Genomic DNA, 21,550 nt, shown 5'->3' with positions numbered 1-21,550 from the left:
CCGGCTACTGCTCAGCGGCTTTCTGCTTAAAGGTGTTAGCGAACTCGATCAGCGATTGCGTCAACCAAATGAGGGCAGGATCGTTGGCATACAGCCCATGCTGAATCAGCGTCATATTAAGTACAGGTAACTCTTTAGGCGGCGCGACGATCCGCACCGGCAGCATGGTGATAAATCGCTCGGCCATTTGGCGTGGCAACGTCATGATCGCATCAGTGAGCGCAACGACCCGCGCTGCCGCAATATAATTTAAGTTCTTTGAAATCACTCGGCGGTTTAAGCCGTGCTGCACTAAACAATTATCGATGTTACTGGGTCTTAAACCGCTGATATCAGACAGTGCCACATGGGACTCACAGGCAAACTGCTGAATATTCAGTGCATCACCTACGCGCTCATTGTCAGTCGCAGCCAAGCAAACCAACTCCTCATCCATCCAAAGATGCTGTATGACACCACTGGGCAGCACACTTTGGCTATCCAGCCCGACCACCATATCCACTTGGCGCTGTTCCAGCCCTTCACTCAGTACGTTGGGGGTGATCAGCTCAATGGAAAAGCTGATATCCGGCGCGTAAGCCAGCAATTGGCTAAGAAACGCCGGATACATCACCTCTTCAAAATAATCCGTGGTGGCTAGGGTGAAATGCCGCTCGCTGGTGGAGGGTAAGAAGTTGATCGGCGGGGCGAGGCCTTCCTGCAACATGGCCAGTGCCTGCTGCACGACTGGCAACAGCGCCAGCGCACGAGGCGTTGGCTGTAGACCATTGTTGGTACGTATTAATAATGGGTCATCCAACGCGTCCCGCAGCCGTTTTAAGGCATGACTAAGGGCGGGCTGGCTTAAATGTAGCTTTTCCGCTGCTCGTGTCACGTGACGCTCACGCATTAGCGCTTCAAATACCAGCAGAAGATTCAAATCAAAATGACGAAGCGAACGCATAGCGCCTCACTATTTATCCAACGAATGGTTTCATTCTAAACATTCATTTCATTCATCTCTAAAAATTCCTTATCGTCGCGCTACTTCAAGCCCTATCCCCCTGTTTTATTTCTACTGCACGCCATAGGAGTACACGCTCGGTGACCCCATCTCAGATCATGCCAAGCCTGTTTGGTGATGTTATCTCTACCTTTATGGGCGTGCCGAAGGCCACGGATCCTAAAACGACCGATGCTGAGGTCGTGGTGAGCGGTGTGCCCTTTGATCTAGCGTGTTCAGGACGATCAGGCACCCGCATGGGGCCAAACGCCATTCGTCAAAGCACTGCTAACCTGATCTGGGAAGGCAAACGCTGGCCTTGGGACTTCGCCCTGGAAGAGCGGCTGCGGGTATGTGACGCGGGCAATCTGGACTACGCCTACGGTGAGCCGGAAAGCCTAGTCGATAACCTTGAGACCCACGCATTGCGGTGGCTAAAAGCCGATAAAAAAATGCTGACACTGGGCGGCGACCACTATATCAGCCTGCCCCTGCTACGCGCTCATGCTCGGGTGCATGGCCCACTGGCATTGATCCATTTTGATGCCCACACCGACACCTACGAGCAAGGCACGCGTTTTGACCATGGCACTATTTTCCACCATGCCTTAAAAGAGGGCTTGGTAGTGCCGGAGCACTCGCTGCAAATTGGTATTCGCACCAGCTATGATCGCCATAACCACCCTTATGAAGTGCTGGATGCAGACTGGGTAAATGATCACGGCCCTGCCGCCGTACTGGAACGCATCCGTGCACGTGTTGGCCATCATCCAGCTTATATCAGCCTGGATATTGATGGCTTAGATCCAGCCTACGCGCCAGGCACCGGGACACCAGTATGTGGCGGCATGTCTACCGACCTGATGCTAAAAGTGATCCGCGGCATGGTGGGCATGGAGCTGATAGGTATGGATGTTGTTGAGGTCAACCCCGCTTACGACCATGGCGATATCACGTCACTCGCCGCAGCCACGTTGGGGCTAGAGTTTCTATATACGCTGGCTGCAGGTTAAGCATGTAAGTCTCGCTTCGCGTTACCGCCTCTTCGCTCTCAGCGTTGAGGCGGAACAAGATTGAGAAGTCGCTGAGAAGTTATTGAGAAGTAGACGGCTACTGCTAATCAGTACTCTTCACGCACCAACGTCGCATCAAAAGACACGTCAATATCCATGGTATTGCTGTGATCATAGTCGTCTGACATAGACGCCAAATAGGCAAGCGACGTTACAACGCGGCCTTTTACTCGGCCAGTGTCACCATCGATATCCAGCAGCTCTATATCAATGGGCACATCTTGCTCTGTGCCGTAATGAGGCAACATTCCGTTTTCAGGAAAGTAGCTCACTGAGGCATCACCTGTGTCGCCGTTCATCACTATAAAGCTAATGCTAAGCGTGCCCTGGGTTTCGAATTTCGCTTCTCGATGCCCCTGAATAGTGACATCCATCATGCCCGGCATTAACTCACTAAAGTTAGCCGTAGAACCTTCCGAGTGAGTAACGACATGCCACTCCTTAGACTCTCCATCTAGCGTGCCGCTGATCTCATCGGCAACGGCGTGCCCGCCCACCCACATAAGCCCACCCAGTAACAGTGCACCGCTCACGTATCGTTGTGGATTTATCATTTATTTTTCTCCTGTTTCATCACCTATCTAATCCGTCGTCACTGATTTTCTCGTTGCTTATTACGCTGCTGAAACGGGGTGAGTTCGCTTTAGTGCACAGCTAACGTATAGCTTTTTTATTAATAAAATTCAGCAGCTTACTTATCTCGTCTCGGCCAGAGCTGTTGATTACGTGGAGTAACATGCACGAGGCGACGTTAACGAGCACTTTGCTCACGTACAGCAGCAAGATCCCAGTCACGCATTAAGTCGACGGCGACATCTTGGGATTCCAGGTTTTCACCCTTCACCTGCATCATAATTCGACCATCGAGTAATAGCGTCACTTCTGCACGGGAGCGTTCAGGCTCCCACTTCACCACTGCCGCTTCACGCCCCAAACGAACACGCTCCATATTAGGCTGCGCGGCGATCATTGCCGGATTGTTAAACATTGCCCCCATGCTTTGTATCAGAGGACTATCAAGCATCATGCTAGCGGTCATCTGACCATCGCCGTCATCTTGTTGATAAGCGCGCTCAAGCGACGTACCACCAACGCCAAACATGGCGGCAGCTCCCCCTCCTGCGCCGCCTGAGGTCGCTTCATGTGCCGTCCAACCCTCCGGTGCGTCAGGGAAGGTTTGGGCAATCAGGCCTGACATCATCTTGCGCATATCTTCAATAGCAAATTCCAACTCGGTAATTGCCGCGCCGTACTCTTGCTCTTGATAGAGTTCAAGACCTAGTTCGATCTGTTCAACAACCTCATCCGCTAATACGCTTTGTGCGGCAGGAAAAAGTAGTACGCTAGCCACTACCGCCGCCTTTAGACGATGAGTCGACAAGATGTGATTCAACTCCATGACAGTTTCCTCTTTGATAGGTCTTGTTAGTTATTGTGATCCCACTCTATGGGAAAGCGCCTGCATCGCTGCTATCGCTTATGGAATTAGCTTTATGGTGCTAGCTTTAGTTTTGATAGCATTAGCAATACCGTCAAATTTAAAGTGATATCTAACGTTGAGACATGCCTAACATCAGCCCCTACCCGTTTGTTTGAACCGGATCGAAGCCTCTAACGTCATGCACTTAGCCGAAGGGGCGCGCAAAAAAAGTAGCGATTAAAAGCTGCGTTACTCAACGTAATAACGCTAGGCGATCAAGTAGTTAACTATTTATCACCTAGCGTTAGAAAACGCGGACAGCATCCGAATTAGAGGCGCGTTACTCTTGAGAAGCCGCTAGCGCTTGATCAATATCTGCTAGCAGGTCGTCGATATGCTCAATGCCAATCGACAAGCGCACCATATCCGGTGTAACACCTGCGGCCTTTAACTCCTGCTCATTTAACTGGCGGTGGGTAGTAGATGCTGGAATCGAAGAGCAGCTCTTGGCATCGCCGATATTAACCAAACGCAAAATCAGCGACAGGGCATCGTAGAAGCGCTCACCTGCGGCCTGGCCGCCCTCAATGCCAAAGCTAAGAATTCCCGAGGCATGGCCATTCATATAATGCTTGGCCAGCGCATGGTCAGGGTGATTTTCCAAACCTGCATAGTGCACCCAGGTGACCAACGGATGGTTTTCCAAATGCTTGGCAACGGCTAACGCATTGGCACAAATGCGTTCAATACGCAGTGACAGCGTTTCCAGCCCCTGAAGCAGGTTCCAGGCCGCTTGAGCCGAAAGCGCTGCGCCCATGTTGCGTAGCGGTACCACGCGAGCACGGGCAATAAAGGCGGCGTCGCCCACATCGCGGGTATAGCTAACGCCGTGATAGGAGATGTCTGGCTCGTTAAGCAGCGGGAAACGGCTGGCATTTTCCGCCCAGGGGAATGTGCCTGAATCAACAATCACGCCGCCCACCGTAGTCCCGTGGCCACCGATATATTTCGTGGCCGAGTGAACGACAATATCCGCTCCGTGCTCAATGGGCCGACACAAGAACGGCGTTGCAGTGGTGTTATCAACAATCACCGGTACCCCATGGCGATGTGCCGCGTCAGCTAGCTTTTGCAGGTCCACCACGCCACCGGATGGATTACCGATGCTCTCGCAAAACACCGCTTTGGTACGCTCATCAATTAACGCTTCGATGCCGTCGATATCATCTTTATCGGCAAACCTGACTTGAATACCTTGGCGTGGCAAGGTGTGGGCAAACAAGTTGTAAGTGCCGCCATACAGCTCGCTAATCGAAACGATATTATCGCCTGCTTCAGCGATGGTTTGGATCGCATAAGTAATCGCAGCCATCCCAGACGCCACCGCCAATCCTGCAATGCCGCCTTCTAGCGCAGCCACCCGCTGCTCCAGCACCGAGCAGGTTGGGTTCATAATACGCGAGTAAATATTCCCTTCCACTTTCAGATCAAATAGATCCGCCGCGTGCTGGGCGCTATCAAATGAAAACGACGTGGTCTGGTGGATCGGCACGGCAACTGCGTTTTGTGAATCAGGCGCATAGCCATGGTGGAGGGCAATGGTTTCAGGCTTCATAAGAACGGCTCGCTAGTTGATGAAGGATCACCCTTGATCCTAAACAAGCGCCACTCTGAAGGCCAACGTCGTTTAGTCGAGAGTTAATAAACCTGATGTGCTACATGTTGCACTTGTTCATGAAGATAGCCCTCAATCCGCTGTTTGAAGTATAGAGCCACATAGCGGCATACAGTATAGTTAGCGCGCTTTTATAAGCGCCATGTTGAATTCACAACGTCTATTATTTATCGACAAAGGAACTGGCGATGCAAACAACGCCCTTAGTACGCTCTACATTCTGCACCTTAGGTTTAGCTGCCGTACTCACTCTCAGCGGCTGTCAATCAGGTGCAGACATGGGCGGTATGCTCTCCGCTGGCACCGGCCTAGTAGGCGCTGTCACCATGAGTGACGAACAGATGCAACAACTAGGTGATCAAACGATTGCCCAGCTTGATGCCGAAAACCAGCTTGTCGCCAGTGACAGTCAATATGCCGAGCGGCTGGCAAGCCTGACCCAGGGTTGGGAAAATATCGACGGAAACGATCTTGAGTTCAATGTCTATCAGTTGGATGACATCAACGCTTTTGCGGTACCCAACGGCTCTATCCGGCTGCATACCGGCCTAATGGACGCAATGACAGACGATGAAGTACGTTACGTTATCGCTCATGAGATTGGCCACGTGGCGCTGGGACACTCCAAGCGTGCTTTCCAAGTTGCTTACGCAGCATCGGCTGCACGTGAAGCCGCCGCTGCCAGCGGAAGTGCTACTGCTGCGGCACTGTCCAGCTCTGAACTTGGTGAGCTGGGCGAAAAGCTGGTGAATGCTCAGTTTTCCCAACGCCAGGAAAATGAAGCTGATGACTACGCTGTTGAGTTGATGCAGCAGTACAACCTGAATGCAGAAGCCTCTTTGACTGCGCTACGCAAATTGGAAGCAGCATACGGCAACAACAGCAGCTTCTTCTCCAGCCACCCCGCTCCGGGTGAACGAGCCGAGCGCCTTGAAGCTACGCTAAACTAAGCGCAGCGTACTGCTCCACCACGTATTACTTCACCGTTCACTACTTCATTGCCTTGCCAAGTAAGCGCCTCTCGGTCTTGCTTGGCAAACGCATTGCCCTGTTCGCAACCATTTGCCCCTACCACCCGCTACCTAACGCAAAGCTGTTGTTTGACCTCACGGGAGTCGCGTGACGTTTCACTCGTCACACCTCGTTTTTATGCGTTAGTGACCAATCCTAGTCCCCGACGCCGCCCCTCAACAACCATTCTAAATAATAGAATGGTTCGAGTACTTTTAATCAATTTAATAATTATGTTAGCCTGCTTACAATATCTCTCGTCGTCCATATAGCGATGAACAGTCATCGCAAATGTAGAGACGTTTTATTTAACGTGAGGTTAAAAGTTATGAAGTTAATCAATACAGTAGCAGCAGCCGCCCTAATTTTATTCTCAGGTGTAGCACTTGCCGAGCGCGGCTCTGGTGAAGCCAATCAGATCGCCTACCCTGATTCATCAGCACAACACCAAACCGACGCGAGCACGTTCAGTGCTTCTGAGTTACCGATTAGAAATTCGAAGTAATCAGCAACCTTCCTAAGTCAGGAATTTGCTAATGGGTGGGCCTTTTGGTCCACCCTTTTTCATAGATGGAAAGAGCGGTATATGAGCGCTGATGCCCCCTCCATAGACGAAAATACTCGCTAGCGATCTCTTAAGACTTGCCTCTAGGCCTTTATGAAGCTTCCACAAGTCAACTCCGATTTACCGCTGAGCAACGCCTCTTGTTGTTCGCCATTCGAACAAAATGTTATTTTCTCGCCTCGTACCTACATTGACGCAGCCGAGACACTCATGAGTAATGCCCTACCAGAAGATGCTTTAAAACCGACGGATCGTGATTTTGTTGCCGCGCTGGCCAGCGGGCTGGAAGTCGTGATGGCGTTTGATGAGACGCACACGCGGATGACACTCAGCGAAGTCGCCGAGCGTACAGGAATGAACCGCGCGAAAGCACGGCGATTTTTACTGACGCTCCACGCCCTTGGCTATGTGCGCAAACAGCAACGCTACTTCGAGCTAACCCCCAAAGTGCTGCAGCTAGGCTACTCCTATTTAGCGTCTAATAATTACCGAGGCGTCATTCAGCAGTATCTGGAGGATATTACCCGCCAGTGTGGTGAATCTTCATCGCTTGGGGTACTCGATGGCGACGACGTTATCTATCTGGCCCGCTCAGCTGCACCGCACCGCTTGATGGCGATCACGCTTTCCGTCGGCACTCGCCTACCGGCGGCATACACATCCATGGGTCGAGTGCTACTTGCCCAACTGCCGGATAGCGAGTTGGATAGCTACCTAAGTCAGCTCACCTTGACGCGCTATACCGACAAAACCATTACCGATAGCGCATCACTAAAAGCGGCGATTCAGCAAGCACGGGAACAGGGTTATGCGATTACCGATCAAGAGCTGGATTCCGGCCTGCGCTCGATTGCTGTACCCGTGTTTGATACCCATGGAAAACTGATCGGCGCGATGAATATCAGTACCAATGCCGCCCGTGTGGATATGCCTACGCTGTTGGAAACGTATCGACCGTTATTGTTGGAAAAAGCACAGCTCATTCGCCAGTCGGTAAGTGTGTAACCCCTTTAAATTATTGAGTTTGTTCAAGCTATGCTCAAACGACGAGTCCTCTACTCCTACGGGAGTCTGGGCGGACTTGTCTATTGGCTACCGCCTAATAGCGCTTGCGTTCCTGTAGAAACGTCCAATCTGGTCATATTAGCGACAGGCCAACCTGTCATTGCCCGTATGACCTGCCGAGAATATGCCAACACAAGGAAACAAAATCTGTCATTCGCAGTGATGAGTAAACGACGGATGTCCTTGTTAACGCAGACTCCCTACGCTTAACAACAAAGGCTATTTACTGTGGTGGCGTGGAGTGGCCCACAACAAAACTTACAAGGTAACCTCATGGACAACACTCGACTCAAAGGTAAAAACTGCCTCATTACAGGCGCAGCTCGCGGCATGGGCGCTGCCGTAGCCGAACACTATGCTGCCCAAGGGGCAAAGGTTTGCGTAGCAGATATCAATATTGAAGGGTGCGAAGAAGTCGCGGCACGTATCAAAGCAAACGGCGGCGATGCTATTGCAGTCAAACTTAACGTTACCGACCGCGCTGAAGTACAGGCCGCCGTAAAAGCCACCGTTGCTGCCTTTGGCAGCCTGAATGTCATGGTCAACAACGCGGGCATCAACAAGCCATTGATGTTCCTTGATATCACTGAGGAAAACTGGCATCAGATAATGGATGTTAACGCGCTGGGCTGCTTACTTGGCATGCAGGAAGCCGCCAAGCAGATGATTGACCAGGGCAAAGAAAACGGTCCTTATAAAATTATTAACGTTGGCTCAATTCTGTCTCGCCAAGCCTTTGACGACGTTGTGCCCTACTCATGCAGCAAACATGCTGTGCTGGCCATGATTAACGGCGGTGCCAAGGCACTGGTCGACCACAATATTACGGTCAATGGTTATGGCCCTGGCGTCGTGCGCACTGAACTGTGGGAGCAGCTTGATAAAGACTTGGTCAGTATCGGAAAATTCGATAAGCAGGGCCAGTCGATGGACGAACTTGCTGAGAAAATGATCCTAATGAAGCGCTACTCCTACCCGGAAGATGTGGTCGGCACCGCCTCTTTCCTGGCCAGCGCTGAATCTGATTACATGACCGGTCAGTTGCTGATGATTGATGGTGGCATGATCATGCAGTAAGTCAGTCTCCGCCCCATGCCTGCGATTCAGACATGGGGCTAGTTACCTCACAACGGGCTCCCCCCTTCGGGAGTGCTTTTTTATCTTTGTGGTTTTCGTCCGTGTGATCCGTGAGTGTCCGTGGTCGGCCTCAATAATGCCCCTTTTCGCGCATCACCTTATCGGCACGCTCTTGAGCAATAGAGAGTGCTTTCTTGATAGAGCGCCGTCCATCCAGTACTTCAAATATCTCGTTTCCCGCAATGCTGATGACCTCCGTTACCCCAGGCACGGGCGGGCGTGGCCATGCCTGTAAAATATCCTTCTTTGCCATATCATCGACAATCTTAATCAGCGGCGATAATGCCGACACTTCAGGGTCCTGACTAACACTGAAACGAGGCGTTACCAAGCTACCGTTCATGATATAAAGCTTGGACATATTGGCTGATGTCAGGTGTCTTAGCGCTGTCCATACCGCCTCAACACGCTCTGGTGCTAAGTTCGAGGGAATAGCGAGGGCATAACCACCAATCGGCGTAATGGCGCGACCATGATTTCCAACCGGATGGGGCAGATAGCCAGTATTGCCATATGCAGGAGAGTGTCGATCTAACTCAAACAACGGGGCGAGTAACGTATAACAGTAGGCCATACAGGCCTCGCCCGATGCGTACGACTGAGCACGTTCGTACCAGGACATACTAAGAATGTTCGGCGGTGAATATTTCAAAATATCCAGCATATATTCACAGGCCCTATAAGCAGCATCTGACTGAAACATTGGGCGCAATTGCTCGCCCGCGGCTTGCTGAAAGTCATAACCGCCCTTGCCGTTGGGGAGGTTAAGCAGCGGCTGACCGAACTTTGCCATTAAAAAACTAAACGTATGACCAAGGGGCGTGCCTCTTGCCGCATTCCAGGCAATGCCATAACGCCCTTTGGCTGGGTCATGTAACTGCCTAGCGACTTTAACCAGTGCTTCTGTGGTGGTGGGCGGCGTTAACTGCGCTGTCTCGAAAACATCCTGACGATAACAAAGTAATTCCGGTGTGGTTTGAACAGGGATACCGTACTGGCTACCCGTATACCCTGAGCTCTGAATCGCCATGGGGTGGAAATCAGAAAGATCGTAATTATCGCGTTTAATTAGCGTATCGAGAGGCATGAGAATCCCTCTTGCCGCTAATTCACCAAACCAGGGCAGGTCACAGGCCACGACGTCATAGCGCGACTTCGCCAAACGGGCATTATCGAGGATCTCATCTAGCAGATTATCGATTGACCGTGCTTTGTTGCGAATTTCTAGGCCAAAGATTGACTCTAACTGACGCTTAAGATTGTGCATGGCCATAAACGTGGGGTCAGCGTGGGCTAACACGCGTAACCCGCCCTTCAGTTCAAGCCGTGCAGACAGGACTGCTGGTGTTGATATCACCCGCTCTGAAGACGACGCCCCTAAGAAGATCTTACTGGCCGTTTCCGATGAGGGGTCGATTCCGAACAATGGGCCGAGGAGCCCTTTAATTCGCTCAGCGTAGCTTTCCCACTCCTGAATCATTTGAGAAGAAGGATGCAGCGAAACTGTTTTACCCGACTTGGTTCGTGGGCGTGAGATAAGAAGACCTCGCTGCATAATGCTGTTAATACCGCGCTTTGCCGTCCCATAAGTCAACCCAGACGCATCGGCCAGCGACGTTGGGGTGGTTAATCGACCTGCAAGATGGTTGCGCATGACGTGCAACAACATACGCATTTCGCGATAGCCGAGCGCCATGGAGAGCGTGCCTTCAGTTTCATCTTCAAATTTTTCAATGAAGTCGATAAAGCGAGCGAACTCTGTATTAGAAATTTTCGAGGAGGGCATTTGCGACAGCTTATCGTAAGGCCCCTCTGGATTAGCCTCATTTATCTCAGCAAGACCGTCTCTCATGACAACCCCCAAGCATGGTAAAGCCATAAGACTAACAAAGTAGTGATAAGTGCTTTTAACGATCAGCCGTTGTTTAAAGCATTCAAACGTCAGTTGATACCATTCATGATTAACCGGATGCCCAGTAAGATCAGTAGACAAAGAATGACACGGAAAAACACTTCACCATCAATACGTTTCTGAATCATCAACCCTAACCTGACCCCCAACCAAGCCACTGGCATCAGTAATAGCGCTATCGTCAGGTTATCGATATTTACCAAGCCAAGCAGAGTATAGGGAACCAGTTTTACCAGATTGGTAATCGCCAGAAAGACAACGGCTGTGCCTAGAAATTGCTGTTTCGTCAGCTGGCATTGCAACAAGTAAAAATTCAGCGGCGGGCCGCCCGCATGGGCAATAAAGCTGGTAAACCCTGCTATCCCACCACACAGTCGTCCAACCCAGCTAGGCATCAACTTGCCACGTAGCGGCTTGAATAGCCCCCATAGACCAAACAGCACTGAGAAAATCCCCAGCACGAGTTTCAGGAGCGCTTCATCAAACCAGCCATAGGTTAAATAACCTACTCCAACACCTAATATCGCAGGTGGAAACATCAGCCACAATAAACGATCAACCCGCTGTCGCCACCACGCTTTTAGGCTAAAGATATCCATCACTATTAGCAGCGGTAGCATCACTGCCACCGCAAATGTTGGGCTCGCTTTTAGCGAGATTAACGGCACGGCAACCACCCCCACACCACCGGCAAAGCCTGACTTGGAAATACCTGTCAGCAGCACGGCGACCACCATCAAAATAACAAAAACCCAATCAACACCCATGACACACCTCATCAGTCTTCGAGCAGCAAACGGCTATTCGCAGATGAAAAAAGGGGCCATGACATGCACAGCCCCTTTTGCTCGGGTAATTTACCCCTACAAACTGCCCAGATGCTTTATCTGTCGGGTTTAAAGTACCTGCTATCGTACTTGTTATAGCACCTGGCACACTTCATCGAAGGAGAAGCGATCACCACGGGGGAACAATGCGCTGGCATCGCCATAGCCTAAGTTACATAGGAAGTTGCTCTTCACTTTGCCGTCCGGGAAGAACTCTTCATCCACAGCCGCGTTGTTGAAGCCGGACATCGGGCCAGCATCCAGGCCGAGTGCGCGAGCAGCCATGATCAGATAGCCACCCTGAATCGAGCTGTTGCGGAAGGCGGTGGAGTGAATGAAGTCCGATTTGCCTTCGAACAGTGATTTAGCATCTTTGTTGTGGGCAAACATGCGCGGCAAATGCTCATAAAACTCGGTATCAAAACCAATCACAGCCACCACTGGGGCTTTCATGGTCTTCTCCTGGTTGCCCGGCAGCAGCGCTGGCTTCAAGCGCTCCTTGGCTTCGTCAGTGGTCAGGAAAATAATCCGCGACGGCTGACAGTTCATCGACGTAGGGCCAAAGTGCATCAAGTTATACAGTTCACGCAGGGTGTCTTCACTTACCTCACGGTCCTGCCAAACGTTGTGAGTACGTGCTTCAGTAAACAGTGTTGCGATAGCTTTTTGATCAATCGTTGTCATGTCATTTCCTCTTTCGGTTTAACCAGCTCAGTTCGAGCCGGGCGTTCAGGGTAAGCTCAGGCCGTCTTTAAGCCGAAGTTGTAATGAAAGTAGCGGTAAGGGGTTTCCATCTGCCGACCATCGGGCCCCTGACCCGCTGGCTGCTGCGCAAACTCTTTGACCAGTGAATCTTTCACGCCAAAGACCGCATCCGAATCGAGGTAGGGATCATTCTCAGCGAAGATTTGCGTGACCAAGGTTTCGTACCCCGGCGCCATCAACATGAAATGCACATGGGCCGGGCGATAAGGATGACGCCCCGTGATTTCGAGCATTTTGCCGACCGGCCCATCGGTCGGAATCGGATAGGGTGAAGGCGTGACCGTCCAGAAGGCATAACGCCCCTGGTCGTCGGTGTGAAAGCGCGCGCGTAACGAGGCGCTTTCAAGCTCAGGCTTCTGGACGTCATAAAAGCCTTCACTATCCGACTGCCAGACATCAATGGTGACATTCGCCAGCGGCTTGCCCTGGTCATCGTGGACATAGCCCTCGACAAATAAGGGCTCCCCTTCAACGCCCCAGTTAATGGCGTCGCCTTGGCTCGCCTGGGGAGGATCTGCCACGTAGAAAGGCCCCAGCACGGTGCTTTCGGTAATTTTGGGGTCGCTTGATGCGTGGTTAATGGCATCCACCAGCATCGTCACGCCGAGGGTGTCAGACAGCAGAATGAATTCCTGGCGTTCGTCATCGCACATTTGTCCTGCACGGGTGAGAAACTCAATTGCCTGGGTCCACTCTTTCTCGGTGGGCTTCACCTCGCGCAAATACGCATGCAGATGTTTTACCAAGCCATTGAGCAAGGTTTTGAGCCGTTCGTCCTCACAGCTTGAAAATTCATTAATCACTGCCTGGGTAATATTGTCGGTGGTCAGGTTACGCATCTTACTGCCCTCCCTGCTGTGCAGGCGTTGGCTCACCCAGCCCGGAAAGGCGTTCGGTGTGATGTACGGTAGCGATATAGTCATCATCGCCATGCCCGGTGGCGATCAGCGCGGTATAGGCTTCACGCATTTGCGCGGCCAGCGGCGTCGACACCCCGGAGCCATGGGCACAGTTCAGGATCAGGTCAAGATCCTTGGCCATCTGGGCGGCGGAAAACGTCGAGGTGAAATCGCGCTGTGAAAGCGGCGGCACCTTGTACTTCACCATGGGGGAGCCCACTGCGCTGTCAGAAATCAGCTCCAACATGGCGTCCCATTCAATGTTGCCTTTACGCGCCAGCGTCAAGGCTTCGCTCAGCATGCCGGCACTCACCGCAATCATCAGGTTGATAGCCAGCTTGGCGACCCGAGCCTGCTCTTCATCGCCTAGCCAATACTGCGCCTTGGTAAAGGCGTCAAACACCGGTTTCGCCGTTTCCAATGCATCGCGTGGGCCAGACACCATCGCCGACAGCGTGCCAGCCTCTGCTGCCACCGGGTTGCCTGACACCGGGCTGCGCAGATAGGCAATGCCTTGGGCTTTGGCTGCTTCAGCTACCCGCGCTGAGGCTTCCACACTGACCGTGCTGGTTTCGATCAGGATGCTACCGGGTGCCATATGGCGGACCAGATCGCTGGGTTCAAGGCACAGGCTGATCAAGGCGCGGTCATCAGGAATCGAGACAAACACCAGATCACAGTCCGCCACGGCGCTGGTAAGCGATTGATGCGGGGTAATGCCTATGTCTTCGGCGAGCGCCAGACGCTGCGCTGAAAGATCAAAGCCTTGAACGGCCGTCCCTGCCTGAATAATCCGGGCGGCCATCGGCAAGCCCAGCTTGCCCAGGCCAACCCAAGCGACCTTGGAGGATGAATGGGACATTTAATGTGCCTCCTGTGTGGATTGAGCTTCACGCTCCAGCAGCTCGGCGTGAATGCGATGGCCTGAAGCGGCAAGCTCGGCAATACCCGGTTGGATATTCATCAACAGACGACCGCCACGTTTTTTGAACTGCCCGGCCACCATGACACTGTCGACGTTGGCAAGGCTTGTTTGCATAACGACCGTAGAAACGGGATCGTTAACTGGCTGCATATTGAGCTGGTTGCTATCCAACAGCACCAAGTCAGCCTGTTTGCCTGGGGTCAGGCTGCCAATGCGGTCATCAAGCCCCAGGGCTTTTGCTCCATCCAGGGTGATCCAGCCCAGCGCTTCCCGAGTGGTAATGGTCGAAGTATCGGGGATCTTGCCCAGCTCTCGGCGAGAGGCATCGTTATCCAGGGCGCGCTGCATCCCTAGAGCGGCTCGGGCTACGCTGAACATATCGCCGGAAAGCACGGACTCAAGATCTACCCCCAATGAGACTACGCCGCCGTGCTGGCGCACCAGTCCAGTCACCGGAAAGCCATGCCCCTGGGTCATCTCGTTTTCCGGTGCTACTGAAAAGGTCACGCCGCTGGCGCAGAACCTAGCCATCTGGCCATCATCCAGGCTCTGGCCATGCACAATGTTGATATCCGACCCCAGCAGACCACGAGCTTCCACTTCGTCCCAGGCGCCGGGCGACACGGCTTCGCCACCGCCCTGATGCATGGATGCCACCAAGCCAAACTCTTTGGCCAGGGAAAAGTCCTGCAGAGTGACATCCAGGGTGGAGTAATGCGGCCCCAGAATCGCCATCCCCAAAGTGACCAGGCCATCAGGATTAGACAGCTCCCCGCCAAGCAGACGCTCTATTTCATGGCGCGGGTGGGGAATTTCACTAAAGTGCGGTTGACCGGGCTTGGGGTCCGGCTTGGGCGAGCCGTGCATGAACAGCGCCCGAATACCGGATTCCTTCAACCCGCGCACAGCGGCATCGGTATGCTCAGGGGTCGGATTGTTATGGCACCAGTCACCCAGAGTGGTGGTGCCGCAATTAAGCTGGTTGATGGCGCCCATGCGGGTCGCAATGTAGATATCGTCCGGCGTGAACAGGGCCGCCAGCCCGCGGTGCACGTGACGAAAATATTCCAGCAGCGTCCAGTTGGCAGCTACGCCGCGCAGACCGGTCTGCCAGGTGTGCATGTGGGCATTCACCAGGCCGGGAATCAGGATACCGCCGCCACAGTCAATGACCTCGGCGTCCTGGGTTCTGGGGTCAGCCGTCAGATCATGACCCACGGCAGCAATGCGCTCGCCCTCAATCAGCACCTGGCCGTCGCTGAGTTCGCCTAACTGCGGGTCCATGGTGACAATGCTGGCGTTGATCAACAGGGTTTTCATTGCTCACCCCCGTTATCTGCCTGTGGCCGACGCCCGGATTGGGCATCGGTCAACAAACGACGAATGCCATTCGCTTCCACGTCGCGTGGATTCCAGTACGGGTTACGGGTAGCAATCTCAGTGGCACGTTCAACGTCTTCCACGCTAAACCCGAGTTCAGAGAGCGCGCTTGGCGCCCCGACGGCACGTCCCAGGTCATACAAACCAGTGGCGGCATCGTCGCAGCCCAACGCACGGCAGATACGCGCCATGGCCTGCGGCGCGGCCGGGGCGTTGTAGGCCACCGCATAAGGCAACACGATGGTGTGCGTTTCTGCATGGGGAAGATTGAAAGAGCCGCCCAGGGTATGGCACAGCTTGTGGTGTAGCGACATGCCTACCGAGCCCAAACAGGCGCCACACAGCCAAGCGCCGTAAAGTGCATCGGCACGTGCGTCGACGTTGGACAGATCATTGGCGATAACCGGCAGGCTTCGCGCCAGAGCAGCAATGCCTTCTTCGGCCATCAGTGCAATCACTGGGTTGCCATCGCGGGCATAAAGCGCTTCCACCGCATGGGCGATGGCGTTAATACCACTGGTGCCCGACATACCAGCTGGCAGCGTCAGGGTCAGGTCAACGTCGTAAATCACCGTTTCCGGCAGCACGTCTAGGGTACGCTGGGTGGTTTTCTCACCGTCACGGGTTTCACCCAGGATCGGCGTCATTTCCGACCCGGCATAGGTGGTGGGAATAGCAATCTGGGCTAACCTTGTGCGCAGCGCTATCGCCTTGCCCAAGCCAATGGTAGAGCCACCGCCAATGGCGATGGTGCAATCCACGTCCAGTTCCTTGACGACCCGCATGGCATCATCCGTGATATCTACCGGGGTGTGCATGGCAGCCTGGGCATAGACACCGACGCCTTTATCACCCAACTGCTGCAAGACATCCTGGGCCTGCTGGTGCTGCTGGGGCGTGGCCAGAACCAAGGCACGTGAACAGCCGAGATGAGCAAGCTCTTCACTTAGACGTGACAGGGTTCCTCGGCCAAACACCACGCGGGATGGTAAGCCATTATAAACAAAGGGTTGCATGGAACATTCCTTATACGTTTGAAGTGGTCTGTATGTGCTCTTTGCAGTGCACATCAGTCGCAACACAGCGAGCTAGCTCGCCTGTGCCTGCCTGCCCATGCCGGTAATCGCCTGAACCAGTTCGTCCTCACTGACGTTATCGCCATCAAATTCAGCGGTCACACGGCCGTCGTACATAGCGATAATGCGGTTACTCAACCCCAGCACTTCCGGCATCTCGGAAGAGATCACCAGCACCGCATAGCCGGATTTAGCCAAGTCTTTCACCAGGGTGTGAATTTCCGACTTGGAACCTACATCAATGCCTCGGGTGGGCTCATCAAGAATCAATAGCTTCGGATGGGTATGCAGCCATTTGCCGATAACAATCTTCTGCTGGTTACCGCCACTTAAATTGCCTACCTTCTGGCGCCAACTGGGGGTTTTGATTTTCATTGCTTGGTGATATTTGTCGTAAACTTCGCGCTCTTTAGAACTGGTCATAAAGCCCATTGACGACACGCTAGACAGGCTTGCCAGGGTCATGTTGTCTCGGCAGTTCATGCCCAGAATCAGCCCTTGGTCTTTGCGGTCTTCCGGGACTAACGCAACGCCACTGGCGACTGCATCATGGGCGCTGCGAAAGTTGACAACCTCACCATCCAGTATCACTTCCCCAGCGGAAGGTGTTCGCAAACCAAAGATGGTTTCTGCCACTTCAGAGCGCCCTGCTCCAACGAGACCATACATGCCAACAATCTCGCCCTTGCGCACGTTAAAGCTGACGTTCTCAAACACCCGCTTCACTGAGAGGTTACGCACTTCCAGCAGGTTGTTGCCAAAATCACTGGGCTTACTGGCATGATCAAGCTCCAAACTGCGACCGATCATCATGCGGGTGATTTCGTCTTCGTTGGTATCTGCGGTATTGACCGTGCCGGTGTATTCGCCATCGCGTAGTACTGAAATGCGGTGGGAAAGATGGAAAATCTCATCCATGCGGTGAGAGATATAGACGATCCCCACGCCCTGCTCACATAGCGAGTTGATCACGTCGTAAAGCACTGGTTTTTCATGGTCGGTGAGCGACGCCGTCGGCTCATCAAACACCACGACGCGTGGGGTAAACGCCAGCGCTCGACCAATCTCCACCATCTGTTTTTTAGCAATCGATAGCGACCCAACCAAGTCATCGTGCTGAAAACCGCACTTGAGCGTCTCAAGAATCTTATTGGTATCCTCGCGCAGCTTACGCCAGTCAACACGGTTGAACGGCTTTCTTGGCAGGCTGCCCAGAAAGATGTTTTCGGCCACCGTCATTTCCGGTACCAGCGACTGCTCCTGATGGATCAGAACGACCCCTGCACGCTTAGCATGCTTAGGGTTTTCAAAGGCCATCTCCTCACCACCAAGAGTAATCTTGCCTTCATTGGCTTGATGCTTACCGGCCAGCACCTTCATCAAGGTTGATTTACCCGCGCCATTCTCCCCAAGCAAGGCGTGTACCTCGCCGGGACGGACATCGAAATCAACATTGTTGAGTGCCACAACACCAGGAAAGCGCTTGGTGATGCCTTTAAGCTCAAGTATTGGCGCAGCATCGATCGGCTGGCGTGATTGGTTGGGAGCATTCATATCCGCACCTCCTTGGCCGAGGGCGCATTAAGTTTCTTATCAATGATCAGTACTGAAATAAGGATCGCACCGAGGATCACCAGCACGTAGAAGGCAGGCACCTGCATCAGGTTCATGCCATTACGCAGAATACCAATCGCCAGTACGCCGCCCAGGGTTCCTACTATGCTGCCGTAGCCACCGGTCAGCTTGGTGCCGCCCAGCACAACCGCGGTAATCACCCAAAGCTCATAGTCACGCCCCAGGTTTGGCGTTGCTGCGCCCATCTGGCTGGCCAGCAATACACCTGCCAAGGCAGCAAAGAAGCCCACAATAATAAAATTGATCATCATGTGGCGTCCCAGGCGGATGCCCGCATCGATGGAGGCTTCAGGGTTGCCGCCAACGGCAAAAGTATTGCGGCCATGGCCGGTACGGGTCAGCACCAAGTGCATAATTAACGCGCAGGCTAGGAAAATAATCGCCAAGACAGGAAACGGCCCAATCGTGCTGGTACCAAAGTCTGCAAACGCAAAGTTCATGGCAAAGAAGGACTGCTCATCGGTGTACAGAAAGATCAGGCCACGCACACCAAGCATGGCACCTAGCGTGACGATGAAAGCGTTGACACCGGTTTTCCACACCACAAAACCATTCAGGGCGCCCAGCAAAATTCCTGAACCCAAGGCCGCTAGAATCGCCAGTGTCATGCTCACTTCCTGCAAACCCACCGCTAACGATGCAGCAAGCCCCAATATTGCTCCCACCGACAGATCGATGTTGCCGTTGATCATCACGAAGGTCATGCCTAGCGCAACTAGGCCAATCGTTGAGGTCTGCACCAGAATATTGGTGATGTTGCCAAACGACAGGAAGTACTCCGACATAAAGCTGAAGAAAATAAAGAGCGCGATAACAAACACCCAGATAGGCTGGATACTCGTCCTGCCACGGAAGAATCCTTTAATAAACGACATACTGTTTTCCTCCGTGCTATGAGTGGGTCGTGAACAAGCGCTTACGCTTGTTAGCGAGATCCAGCCATACGGCTAGGATGATAATCACCCAGGTCACAATCCACTGGATGTAATAGGGGTAGCCCATCAGCAGCAGGCCATTCTGGATAAAGCCCAGGATCAACACGCCAATCACGGTTTTCCAAATACTGCCCGCACCGCCGAGCAAACTGGTTCCGCCAAGAATGATGCCGGCCAGTACCAGCAGCTCGTAGCCCTGGCCTACGTTGTTTTGCGAGCCCATTACCCGTGAGCCAAGTACCAGGGCGGCACAGGCCACACAAAAAGCTGAAATTAGATAGGTGCTGAACACACACCAGTTTTTACGAATACCGGAATAAACCGCCGCCATCGGGTTGCCACCGACCGCAAAGATGCGCCGACCGTACCCGGTGTAGGACATCACTACCTGCATTACGATGGCCAGTAGCCCAAACATCAGAATGGGAACCGCAATACCACCGACATAGCCGCGTCCAAAGAAGGCAAACCAGGTGCCTTGCTGATCGGCGATATCAACGTTCTGACCGCCGCTGTAAATCAGCACGAAGCCTTGAATAGCCGACAACATCGCCAGGGTCACAATCAGTGAATTGAGACGCAGAAAACCAATCAAAAACCCGTTCACAGCACCGATCATCAAGGTCAGCACGAACATCAACAAAATAGCGTTGGTGGGGCCAATCTTGTCGTGTAGGTCAACCACCAGAACAGTGGAAAATGACAGCATCGAGCCAACGGAAAGATCCAAGTTGCCACCGATAATCACCACGGTGACACCGACGGCGATGATGCCAATGATTGACGCCTGACGTACCACGGTCATGATGTTGGACTGAGAGAGGAACTGCTCAGAAAAGAACGAAAAAACAAACATACTGAGCAGGAAAAAAATGAGTATTCCTTGTGCCGATAGAAAACTCAGCATACCAGCCTTGCTGAGCTTTCCCGTCAGCAACCTAGGTTTTGATTGCTCTGCGGAAGCCATGCTATTCACCTATATAAAATCACCCCGGAAGACACCGATTAGCACGACGTTTGTTCTCACGCTAACCATGCCTCCGACGCAGAAAACCTGCCTTTAGGGTCACGCCGTGTCAGTGTTAGTGGGCAACACCTGCGGCACCAAACCGTTCGCTCTACCTTTAGAAAACCGGGCGGTCGAACTCTTCAAGGTTTTCAGCAGTGATTTTTGGCGTTTCGAAGAAATTCATTTTCGGGATATCTTCGCCAGCCAATACATCCAGAGCCGTTTTTAGGGCAGCCTCCGCATCATCAACAGGTGACTGATAGATGGAACCGTAGTATTCACCCCGCTCAATAGCGTCGTAGCCGACAGCGAAGTTAGTAGCACCAATGAAAATAATCTCATCAGCACGTCCAGCGCCATTGGCAGCATTTAAAGCGCCGACGCCCATGTTGTCATCGCCGGAATAAACACCATCAATACGGTCATATTTGGTCAGGAAGTCTTCCATCACCCGCTGGGCTCGCTCACGGTTCCAGTTACCCGGCTGAGTTTCCATTAGCTCAACGCCTGGACAAGCTTCTGCAAGACGCTCCTCAAAACCACCGGCACGCTCCATCGCGGTGGTATAGCCCGGCTGACCAGAAATCTGCACGATTTGACCTTCACCGCCCAAGGCATCACACATCATCTCGGCAGATGAAATACCCTGCTGAACATTGTCCGGCCCAGAAAAGGCAGCGATGAACTCAAGACCCGCTTCAGCAATTTTAGAGTTAGTAACCACCACCGGAATGCCGGCGTTATGCGCTTGGCGAATCGCAGGAATGACCGCTTGGCCGTTGGTTGGCCAAATAATGATGGCATCAACACGCTGCTGAATAAGATCCTGCATCTGGCCAATCTGACGTGCGACATCGCCACCGGCATCCAGCACGACAATATCTACGTTGCCAGCGCGCTCTGCAGCGGCTTCAAAGGCGCTTTCATAGGTTGTTTGGTAACTATCGACACCGACGTTGTTTTGGGTAATGCCAATGCGGTAGGTAGTTTCGGCTTGAGCCGTCGTGATCGACATCATAATGACCGACACGGCAATAGCGGTTTTCTTGAACATTGCGTTACTCCTGACGTTTTTTAGTAATTGTTTTTTAGCCTGCAGGCTATGCAAGCCTGGGTTTGGAGCTTACTGCTGAGCTTTGTTCCAGCACAACGTGACCGAAGTATAGAAATGACCAAACTGGTTATTTTGTTTTGTTACTTGAACACGACGATATGCAGGTCATTCATCAGCAAGGTCTTAGCAGAAAGAAAAGGAAGGA

The 21,550-nt window shown here is 52.8% G+C and carries 20 protein-coding genes; 5 read left to right on the top strand and 15 right to left on the bottom strand.

The window, feature by feature from the left end; all coding sequences use genetic code 11:
* Positions 1-4: 4 nt before the first annotated feature.
* Positions 5-943, bottom strand: a complete 939-nt coding sequence (locus tag JFC11_RS09055; protein WP_198349330.1) for a LysR family transcriptional regulator — start codon at positions 941-943, stop codon at positions 5-7.
* Positions 944-1,101: 158 nt separating this feature from the next.
* Between JFC11_RS09055 and speB the strand changes: the two genes are divergently transcribed.
* Positions 1,102-1,995 carry an agmatinase gene (speB, locus tag JFC11_RS09050; RefSeq protein ID WP_198349502.1) on the top strand — a complete coding sequence of 298 codons (894 nt, stop codon included), beginning with the start codon at positions 1,102-1,104 and terminating at the stop codon, positions 1,993-1,995.
* Positions 1,996-2,102: 107 nt separating this feature from the next.
* Here the strand turns inward: speB and JFC11_RS09045 are convergent, their stop codons facing one another.
* The 3 genes from JFC11_RS09045 to JFC11_RS09035 all read right to left on the bottom strand — a co-directional run bounded on the left by JFC11_RS09045 (position 2,103) and on the right by JFC11_RS09035 (position 5,090).
* Complete coding sequence (locus tag JFC11_RS09045; protein WP_198349328.1) at positions 2,103-2,609, bottom strand: hypothetical protein; 507 nt, start codon at positions 2,607-2,609, stop codon at positions 2,103-2,105.
* A gap of 197 nt (positions 2,610-2,806) precedes the next feature.
* On the bottom strand, positions 2,807-3,454 hold the full coding sequence (locus tag JFC11_RS09040; protein WP_038478911.1) for a hypothetical protein: 648 nt from the start codon (positions 3,452-3,454) through the stop codon (positions 2,807-2,809).
* Between the two features lie 361 nt (positions 3,455-3,815).
* Positions 3,816-5,090 carry an O-acetylhomoserine aminocarboxypropyltransferase/cysteine synthase family protein gene (locus JFC11_RS09035; RefSeq protein ID WP_198349326.1) on the bottom strand — a complete coding sequence of 425 codons (1,275 nt, stop codon included), beginning with the start codon at positions 5,088-5,090 and terminating at the stop codon, positions 3,816-3,818.
* 248 nt (positions 5,091-5,338) lie between these two features.
* On the opposite strand from JFC11_RS09035, the gene JFC11_RS09030 reads away from it, so the two are divergent.
* From JFC11_RS09030 to JFC11_RS09015, 4 genes are all read left to right on the top strand, one after another.
* Positions 5,339-6,100, top strand: coding sequence for a M48 family metalloprotease (locus JFC11_RS09030; RefSeq protein WP_038478917.1), 762 nt, complete (start codon positions 5,339-5,341; stop codon positions 6,098-6,100).
* A 389-nt stretch (positions 6,101-6,489) separates the two neighbouring features.
* On the top strand, positions 6,490-6,666 hold the full coding sequence (locus tag JFC11_RS09025) for a hypothetical protein (protein WP_167541169.1): 177 nt from the start codon (positions 6,490-6,492) through the stop codon (positions 6,664-6,666).
* 270 nt (positions 6,667-6,936) lie between these two features.
* Positions 6,937-7,731 (top strand): IclR family transcriptional regulator domain-containing protein, encoded by a 795-nt coding sequence (locus JFC11_RS09020; RefSeq protein WP_038478921.1) that lies wholly within the window; start codon positions 6,937-6,939, stop codon positions 7,729-7,731.
* Between the two features lie 333 nt (positions 7,732-8,064).
* On the top strand, positions 8,065-8,868 hold the full coding sequence (locus tag JFC11_RS09015; protein WP_038478924.1) for an SDR family NAD(P)-dependent oxidoreductase: 804 nt from the start codon (positions 8,065-8,067) through the stop codon (positions 8,866-8,868).
* Positions 8,869-8,998: 130 nt separating this feature from the next.
* Here the strand turns inward: JFC11_RS09015 and JFC11_RS09010 are convergent, their stop codons facing one another.
* The 11 genes from JFC11_RS09010 to JFC11_RS08960 all read right to left on the bottom strand — a co-directional run bounded on the left by JFC11_RS09010 (position 8,999) and on the right by JFC11_RS08960 (position 21,345).
* Positions 8,999-10,780 (bottom strand): ABC transporter substrate-binding protein, encoded by a 1,782-nt coding sequence (locus JFC11_RS09010; protein WP_198349325.1) that lies wholly within the window; start codon positions 10,778-10,780, stop codon positions 8,999-9,001.
* An 89-nt stretch (positions 10,781-10,869) separates the two neighbouring features.
* Entirely contained in the window at positions 10,870-11,607 is a 738-nt protein-coding gene (locus JFC11_RS09005; protein ID WP_198349323.1) for a sulfite exporter TauE/SafE family protein, read from the bottom strand.
* Between the two features lie 153 nt (positions 11,608-11,760).
* The gene (locus JFC11_RS09000; protein ID WP_198349321.1) at positions 11,761-12,351 is read right to left on the bottom strand and encodes a malonic semialdehyde reductase; all 591 of its coding nucleotides are present in this window, start codon (positions 12,349-12,351) and stop codon (positions 11,761-11,763) included.
* A gap of 56 nt (positions 12,352-12,407) precedes the next feature.
* Positions 12,408-13,271: an intradiol ring-cleavage dioxygenase gene (locus JFC11_RS08995; RefSeq protein ID WP_038478936.1), complete on the bottom strand. Its 864-nt coding sequence runs from the start codon at positions 13,269-13,271 to the stop codon at positions 12,408-12,410.
* Between the two features lies 1 nt (position 13,272).
* Entirely contained in the window at positions 13,273-14,193 is a 921-nt protein-coding gene (locus tag JFC11_RS08990; RefSeq protein ID WP_038478939.1) for an NAD(P)-dependent oxidoreductase, read from the bottom strand.
* Entirely contained in the window at positions 14,194-15,576 is a 1,383-nt protein-coding gene (locus JFC11_RS08985) for an amidohydrolase family protein (RefSeq protein WP_198349320.1), read from the bottom strand.
* Complete coding sequence (locus JFC11_RS08980; protein WP_198349318.1) at positions 15,573-16,652, bottom strand: maleylacetate reductase; 1,080 nt, start codon at positions 16,650-16,652, stop codon at positions 15,573-15,575. The genes JFC11_RS08985 and JFC11_RS08980 overlap by 4 nt, the downstream gene beginning before the upstream one ends.
* A 72-nt stretch (positions 16,653-16,724) precedes the next feature.
* A complete protein-coding gene (locus tag JFC11_RS08975) occupies positions 16,725-18,266 on the bottom strand; it encodes a sugar ABC transporter ATP-binding protein (protein ID WP_038478945.1) in 1,542 nt (513 codons plus the stop codon).
* Entirely contained in the window at positions 18,263-19,222 is a 960-nt protein-coding gene (locus JFC11_RS08970; RefSeq protein WP_038478948.1) for an ABC transporter permease, read from the bottom strand. Before JFC11_RS08970 ends, JFC11_RS08975 begins: the two co-directional genes overlap by 4 nt.
* A gap of 16 nt (positions 19,223-19,238) precedes the next feature.
* Positions 19,239-20,249, bottom strand: a complete 1,011-nt coding sequence (locus JFC11_RS08965; RefSeq protein ID WP_038478951.1) for an ABC transporter permease — start codon at positions 20,247-20,249, stop codon at positions 19,239-19,241.
* A gap of 157 nt (positions 20,250-20,406) precedes the next feature.
* Positions 20,407-21,345 carry a sugar ABC transporter substrate-binding protein gene (locus tag JFC11_RS08960; protein ID WP_038478954.1) on the bottom strand — a complete coding sequence of 313 codons (939 nt, stop codon included), beginning with the start codon at positions 21,343-21,345 and terminating at the stop codon, positions 20,407-20,409.
* Positions 21,346-21,550: the final 205 nt, after the last annotated feature.

It is taken from the genome of Vreelandella alkaliphila, assembly GCF_016107625.1.
GTDB classification, from domain to species: Bacteria; Pseudomonadota; Gammaproteobacteria; order Pseudomonadales; family Halomonadaceae; genus Vreelandella; species Vreelandella alkaliphila.
Note: the sequence above shows the minus strand (reverse complement) of the source record. Positions and strands in the feature narration are given on the sequence as shown.

Bases quoted from the DNA above. Each gene is read 5' to 3' on its own strand.
- JFC11_RS09055 (WP_198349330.1), bottom strand. From the start codon at position 943: ATGCGTTCGCTTCGTCATTTTGATTTGAATCTTCTGCTGGTATTTGAA.
- speB (WP_198349502.1), top strand. From the start codon at position 1,102: ATGCCAAGCCTGTTTGGTGATGTTATCTCTACCTTTATGGGCGTGCCG.
- JFC11_RS09045 (WP_198349328.1), bottom strand. From the start codon at position 2,609: ATGATAAATCCACAACGATACGTGAGCGGTGCACTGTTACTGGGTGGG.
- JFC11_RS09040 (WP_038478911.1), bottom strand. From the start codon at position 3,454: ATGGAGTTGAATCACATCTTGTCGACTCATCGTCTAAAGGCGGCGGTA.
- JFC11_RS09035 (WP_198349326.1), bottom strand. From the start codon at position 5,090: ATGAAGCCTGAAACCATTGCCCTCCACCATGGCTATGCGCCTGATTCA.
- JFC11_RS09030 (WP_038478917.1), top strand. From the start codon at position 5,339: ATGCAAACAACGCCCTTAGTACGCTCTACATTCTGCACCTTAGGTTTA.
- JFC11_RS09025 (WP_167541169.1), top strand. From the start codon at position 6,490: ATGAAGTTAATCAATACAGTAGCAGCAGCCGCCCTAATTTTATTCTCA.
- JFC11_RS09020 (WP_038478921.1), top strand. From the start codon at position 6,937: ATGAGTAATGCCCTACCAGAAGATGCTTTAAAACCGACGGATCGTGAT.
- JFC11_RS09015 (WP_038478924.1), top strand. From the start codon at position 8,065: ATGGACAACACTCGACTCAAAGGTAAAAACTGCCTCATTACAGGCGCA.
- JFC11_RS09010 (WP_198349325.1), bottom strand. From the start codon at position 10,780: ATGAGAGACGGTCTTGCTGAGATAAATGAGGCTAATCCAGAGGGGCCT.
- JFC11_RS09005 (WP_198349323.1), bottom strand. From the start codon at position 11,607: ATGGGTGTTGATTGGGTTTTTGTTATTTTGATGGTGGTCGCCGTGCTG.
- JFC11_RS09000 (WP_198349321.1), bottom strand. From the start codon at position 12,351: ATGACAACGATTGATCAAAAAGCTATCGCAACACTGTTTACTGAAGCA.
- JFC11_RS08995 (WP_038478936.1), bottom strand. From the start codon at position 13,271: ATGCGTAACCTGACCACCGACAATATTACCCAGGCAGTGATTAATGAA.
- JFC11_RS08990 (WP_038478939.1), bottom strand. From the start codon at position 14,193: ATGTCCCATTCATCCTCCAAGGTCGCTTGGGTTGGCCTGGGCAAGCTG.
- JFC11_RS08985 (WP_198349320.1), bottom strand. From the start codon at position 15,576: ATGAAAACCCTGTTGATCAACGCCAGCATTGTCACCATGGACCCGCAG.
- JFC11_RS08980 (WP_198349318.1), bottom strand. From the start codon at position 16,652: ATGCAACCCTTTGTTTATAATGGCTTACCATCCCGCGTGGTGTTTGGC.
- JFC11_RS08975 (WP_038478945.1), bottom strand. From the start codon at position 18,266: ATGAATGCTCCCAACCAATCACGCCAGCCGATCGATGCTGCGCCAATA.
- JFC11_RS08970 (WP_038478948.1), bottom strand. From the start codon at position 19,222: ATGTCGTTTATTAAAGGATTCTTCCGTGGCAGGACGAGTATCCAGCCT.
- JFC11_RS08965 (WP_038478951.1), bottom strand. From the start codon at position 20,249: ATGGCTTCCGCAGAGCAATCAAAACCTAGGTTGCTGACGGGAAAGCTC.
- JFC11_RS08960 (WP_038478954.1), bottom strand. From the start codon at position 21,345: ATGTTCAAGAAAACCGCTATTGCCGTGTCGGTCATTATGATGTCGATC.